We start from the raw sequence: 2,484 nt of genomic DNA, 5'->3' as shown, positions 1-2,484 counted from the left end.
GCGATTTGGCAAAATGGCGGGCGAACTGCGAAATCTGCAGCAGATAGCAATCCTGCGTATGCGGTGACAGATTGCGGATCTGCATGTCGTTTATCATGCGTAACCGAAGCGGGGTCATTGAAGGCTCCTTGGCAAAAAAACGAAAACTGCCCAGGGGCAGCAACGCCATCTTGCTTGAAGCCAGGTCTATGAACGCAGCAAATTACGTCTCACCACGGCACGCCAAAGCAGCTACAGTTGCTTCAACCGCATTCCTTCATCCGAGATTGGGTCACTCTTGCCGAGCGTTCTGCCGCGGAGCGGCTTCGTCGTGTGCCGGGCATGCTCAATAGCTCGGAAGTGAAAGTCTTCCACTCAACCTGATGGAGGTGAAGGGTTAGTGAAACGCAAGGGCTGCCGTCGCGAGGCGGGGTCTGAAGGAAGCGTGGATCAAAGGTGCGAGCCGATGAACAAAAACCGGATATGAGGCGCAAGCGTCGGACGAGCGGGCGACACATCGCGAAGTCCAGATCCATCAAGGATGCGAAGCGTAGATCCGGCGGTTGTGCACCGAAGGCGATTGAGCTTACCCCGGGAGATCTGCCCGGTGTCGCCCTCGGGCGACTGAGACGACCGCGAGGCCGTCTGACCGCCGGGCAGAAGTCAGCTGAGGGCGTATTAGGTCAGGCTGTCGGCAAAGCTATTGAGGCACTCCAATGCCGAAAGGTGGAGAAACAGATAGGCAGTGCCGGAAACGATGGCTGAAGGCCCGAACGATTGAGAGAGGCAAGTAGGGACTGGTATCTCGTGAATAGAAAGCGGCAGAACAACCAGCAAGTGCTGGCCTTGGAACCGAAGGACCGGGGTGAAGCCCCGGCGCGCGGTGACGAGGAGACCGAACCATTCATGGCGAAATCAGCCACCGAAAACTCGGCTTTCACAGAACAACTGATGGAGGAGGTGTGCGACCGAGAGAACCTCGAAAGAGCGTGGAAGCGTGTTAAAAGGAACAAAGGAAGCCCTGGCGTTGATGGGATGACCATCGACGACGCGAAGGCGTTCCTGCGTCAGCACTGGCCAAACATTCGGTCTCAACTGCTTGACGGAAACTATCGGCCGCAGCCGGTTAAGCGGGTTGAAATCCCGAAGCCGGATGGCGGAGTCAGGAAACTCGGCGTCCCCTGTGTCGTCGACCGCCTGATTCAACAAGCCGTGCTGCAAGTTCTCCAAGAGCGATGGGATCCGACGTTTTCGGAGCATAGTTTCGGATTCCGGCCGGGGCGGTCTGCCCACCAGGCTGTAGCCCAGGCACAGCGTTATGTCGCCGATGGCTACAACGTAGTGGTTGATCTCGATTTGGAAAGATTTTTCGACCGAGTTAACCACGACATCCTGATGTCGCGCGTCGCCGCACGGATACCCGATAAACGCGTGCTCAAGCTTATCCGGGCATTCCTGAATGCCGGGGTATTGGAAGATGGTTTGGTCCGACCGGTGGACGAAGGGACCCCGCAAGGCGGTCCGCTCTCGCCCTTCCTCAGCAATATCGTGCTCGACGATCTCGACAAGGAATTGGCTCGACGTGGTCACCGGTTCTGCCGTTACGCGGATGACTGTGCGCCACGACGGCGCGAAGGAGGTGTGATGTAGAGCACCTTTGAGCAGCCTTGCTGCGCAGAAGATGGGGGTTGGCCCCTCGAACTCGGGTTGCAGGATCAGGGTTCAAACCACCGGCTGCTGCTTCGGCCCAATGGTCGAGGTGGTGAGCGAGACCGGAAAAGGCAGAGCAAGACTCTGTCAGGTAAGGATCGAGGAGACGAGCGCAAGCGAACCACCGAAGAACTGTCGAAAGCGTAGGGAAGACGTCAAAACCAAGGGGTAGTCGTTATCTTGGGATCAGTCTGAGCGATACCTGTTTACGGCTCAGGCGGCGTCCGGCAGGCGAGGTGGCGTGACCTCGGTTCAGGCTTCTGTGCGGAACGTGGGAACCTGTATCGCGATGCCAAGGGAATGGTTCAAGTGGAAGCCCCACAAGAGTCTGAGTACCAATGCGCGATGCAGGGACGGAGCCGTGTGTAGTAGTGACGAAGACACTGTAATGGTGGCGGAGCGAAGGCACGGCACTGTCCCGCTTGATTGGAAGAACAACCGGAAACGGGAGGACTCTTTTGGGTCAAGCAAAGCCGTATGACATCCCCAAGCGCTGGGTTTGGGAGGCGTACAAACGGGTTAAAGCAAATCGGGGCGCAGCCGGTGTGGACGAGCAGTCGATCGAGGTGTTCGAGGCAGACTTGCAGAGCAATCTGTACAAGCTCTGGAATCGAATGTCTTCGGGCAGCTACTTTCCACCGCCGGTCAAGCGTGTGCAGATCGACAAGCGCGACGGCGGGAAGAGGCCGCTAGGAATTCCGACGCCCTTGGCATAATGCACCTCATACAGTTTGCGTTGGGGATGTTGAATGGAGATGACTTGAGTTGGCGACCCATTTTCGCAAGCGTCGATCG

The 2,484-nt window shown here is 57.5% G+C and carries 2 pseudogenes; both read left to right on the top strand.

The features are described 5' to 3' along the window. Positions 1-930 precede the first annotated feature (930 nt). A pseudogene (gene ltrA, locus QQL28_RS45530) lies at positions 931-1,596 on the top strand (group II intron reverse transcriptase/maturase); the annotation flags it as partial. 551 nt (positions 1,597-2,147) lie between these two features. Next, positions 2,148-2,393, top strand: a pseudogene (locus QQL28_RS45525) (group II intron reverse transcriptase/maturase); the annotation flags it as partial. Positions 2,394-2,484 lie beyond the last annotated feature (91 nt).

Origin of the sequence: Bradyrhizobium iriomotense (assembly GCF_030160715.1) — a bacterium.
Classification (GTDB): domain Bacteria; phylum Pseudomonadota; class Alphaproteobacteria; order Rhizobiales; family Xanthobacteraceae; genus Bradyrhizobium; species Bradyrhizobium iriomotense.
The sequence above is the reverse complement of the archived record's forward strand: the minus strand, read 5'-3'. Positions and strand labels throughout refer to the sequence as shown.